Raw genomic sequence first — 2,981 nt, forward strand, 5'->3', positions numbered from 1 at the left:
ATCCGGCAGATTATTTCGCGCCGATTTTGGATTTCTACAGATGTGTCAGTCACTTTAAAAGTAACTGTTTCTGCGAATTGTTTTCCTGACAGAAAAACCCCCGCAAATTAATTGCGGGAGTCTTCTCAGCCGAGGGTGCTGTCATTGATTGCCTGCATCACGATGTCGGCTGTGATCCGGTTGGCCGATTGACTGTGTCCAATCACAAGCGAAGCATTGCAGAGCTTGCTGATTACGCGGGCTGTTCCGTCAGAAGCATTCAGGATCGCTTCAATGGCTGCATCATCAAAAACAGGATCTGCACAGCCTGCCTTTTTCAGTTTCCATTCAATGTAAGCACGTCCTTCTTCTTTTGAGTAGCCGTCAACGTTGTAGTTCATGATGATACGCTGACGGAGCGGTTCATGGATGGAAAGCTGCAGCGTATTATTCAGCTGTGGCAGACCGACCAGAAGAATCACAGCCCGGTCCCGGGAGTCCATCTCAAAGTTGAACAGGATCTTTAGGTCGTTAAGGACAGCATTTTTGATATAGTTCGCTTCATCGATGATGATAACTGGTGTCTTCCTCTTATCCAGGGCAAGGCGGTTGATCTCCTCCTGGATGATGTGAAAGTTTTCAGTCTTCCGGTAGGATGGCTGTGCGCCTAGGGATGCGGCGAGATTCCGGTAGAAATCATTCACCGTAACGGTAGAAAGGCTGGTGTAGATCACCTTATACAGGGAAGGGTTCAGTCCGGCAGACCAGGAACGGACCAGAGTTGTTTTTCCACGACCCGGAGCGCCGGTAAGAAGGCCGAAGCCTTTGGTCCTGGCAAGGTAATCCAGGCGAAATTTCGCCTCCGTATATTCGGTTCCTTCGAAAAGGATCTCTTTGGAGTTCTTTAAAAAGGGATTGAATTCAAGACCATAACGCGCGGTAAGTTCCATCAGTCTTCGCCTCCTGTCAGACGCACCTTGTCCCGTTTTACAGAGGCATTGTCATGCTTGTTGAGAAGGCGGATCGGAGTAAGGGCTCCATCTGCTTCCACAATAAAGATGTCTTTCATATCCGGTGTATAACGGAGGGTGATGCGCTGCTTTGCAAAACGGTAATCGACTTCATACTCCACCTGATCGATCACAATCACAGAATCTGCGGATACCCGGCGCTCGATCTCAAGAAGAAAAGAGGATTCGATCTGTTCATCGGGCAGACGACAGATCAGTTCCGGTTCCTGAAAGAAGCGTTCTTGCGGGGACATTCCTTTCAGAGAGGAATGAGGACGCTGGTTATAGCTTCTGACAAAGGTCAGCAGGCTCCCTCTGAGTTCTTCCAGTGTATGAAAATCCCTCATATCCAGGGATGCCATCCATTGATCCTTCAGAGTGCGGAACCATCTCTCGATCTTGGCCTTCTGTGTGGGTGTATAAGGCCTGCAGTAGCTGATCACAGATCCGATCCGGGCAGCCAGCAGTTCCATCTGCCTGTTCTTATAGGCAGCTCCGTTATCAAAGTTGAAAACCTTCGGCTTGCCGTACTTGGAGACGGCAGACTTCATGACGGACATAAGATTCACAAAGGTATCGTGAAAGAAGATATCCGCGCCAAGAATAAAGCGGCTGGCATCATCAATCAGCGCAATCACATAAACACGATGCTTCTTTCCATCTGAGGTTTTCAGATAGGGACCGGCACTGGAATCACCACACCATACTTCATTGATGTGGGGTCTTTCGTAACGCCGCATATCCTGATTGTTCGTCAGACGTTCCTGTAAGACGAGCTGATTAATGAAACGGCAGACCGTAGATTCTGAGAGCTGGCCGGAGCGGATGCCGCCGTTATCCTGGAGCTGTTTATAGATCGCAGCCGCAGACATCCGGGGATAATGATGCTTGAGATAGATGATCTGCTCCTTGAGGTCTTCATCGATCTTCCGGCTTACACCGCAGTCAGACCGACCGGTAGGAACCAAGGCATCAAATCCGGATTTCCGGTAAGCAAGATACCATTTTTCCAAAGTTCCCGGAGAATAGTGGCGAAGGGAACCATCTGGTGCCTTGATCCCTTTAGCCGAAACGGTACGAAAGTAAGCACTCAGGGATTCATAGTCTTCCTGGGTGCCTGTAATGAGTGGAGCAATCGCTGAATAGCGCATCAGAGCAACTGCCTGTTTCTTTTCCTGTTCCATAAGTCAGGCCTCCTTACTGTTTTTCTTTATTGTAAGGGGCAACAGAGGCGCTGTCGGGTAAGGTTATGTGGTATATGAAAAAAGTTTGTTGACCCGCTGATGTATCTGCATGAACTGCGATGAATAATCCGAAAAACAGGAAAGGATCAGATTGCCCAGAGGAAAGAGGCCAATCCTGAGAGAGCGCAGCTTTTCTCTCCAGCAGAGCCTGTAGTTTCGGAGTATGGATTTGACGTTGTTTTCATCAATGGATGGATTGCTTTCACAGACCATGCTGATGCTACGGCCTTCTTCGTAGTCATTGCAGATCCTTTGCTGGTCGGAAAGAGGGACCTGGGAGTAGGGAACCATGGAGGATAGAAGAAGTGCATGAGTAGTACCGCATTCGGAGCATCTCACCCGGCAGACACGGAGCCGGAGAGTTCCGGAAGGCAGCTTTACGGACCTCCAGTAGTAACCATGAACCGACAAACAGGCCGAATGAGAACAGGAACAGGTCAGCTGGTGAAGCTGAAGGTTAAAAATAACAGAATCATAAAAGGATTGAGAAATCTGATTGCAATCCCCGACAAAAATGGTTATCATGGTATTGTGAATAGACACAGGGTTACCTGTGTATGTGAACAGTAGCAGGCCAGACTTTTCCAGGGTGAGGCCTGCTATTTCTATGTAACAATCATTATGATAACACAAGAGGCACGGCATAAAGCAATCCGATGTAAAATCCATCAGAATAATTTATGCTGTGCCTCTTTTTAATTTGATTGAATGTGGTATGGTTTAGGACCAGATAAAATGCGGGATAACA

3 protein-coding genes are annotated in these 2,981 nt (G+C 48.1%); all 3 read right to left on the reverse strand.

The features are described 5' to 3' along the window. Positions 1 to 125: 125 nt before the first annotated feature. The 3 genes from ACTQ1N_RS12430 to ACTQ1N_RS12440 all read right to left on the reverse strand — a co-directional run bounded on the left by ACTQ1N_RS12430 (position 126) and on the right by ACTQ1N_RS12440 (position 2,902). Positions 126 to 929, reverse strand: a complete 804-nt coding sequence (locus tag ACTQ1N_RS12430; protein ID WP_441956970.1) for an ExeA family protein — start codon at positions 927 to 929, stop codon at positions 126 to 128. Further along, the gene (locus tag ACTQ1N_RS12435; RefSeq protein WP_441956971.1) at positions 929 to 2,173 is read right to left on the reverse strand and encodes a DDE-type integrase/transposase/recombinase; all 1,245 of its coding nucleotides are present in this window, start codon (positions 2,171 to 2,173) and stop codon (positions 929 to 931) included. The genes ACTQ1N_RS12430 and ACTQ1N_RS12435 overlap by 1 nt, the downstream gene beginning before the upstream one ends. Positions 2,174 to 2,236: 63 nt before the next feature. After that, the gene (locus tag ACTQ1N_RS12440) at positions 2,237 to 2,902 is read right to left on the reverse strand and encodes a DUF6431 domain-containing protein (RefSeq protein ID WP_441956972.1); all 666 of its coding nucleotides are present in this window, start codon (positions 2,900 to 2,902) and stop codon (positions 2,237 to 2,239) included. Positions 2,903 to 2,981 lie beyond the last annotated feature (79 nt).

The sequence above is a fragment of the Porcincola sp. LCP21S3_C12 genome, from assembly GCF_052118625.1.
GTDB lineage: Bacteria > Bacillota > Clostridia > Lachnospirales > Lachnospiraceae > Porcincola.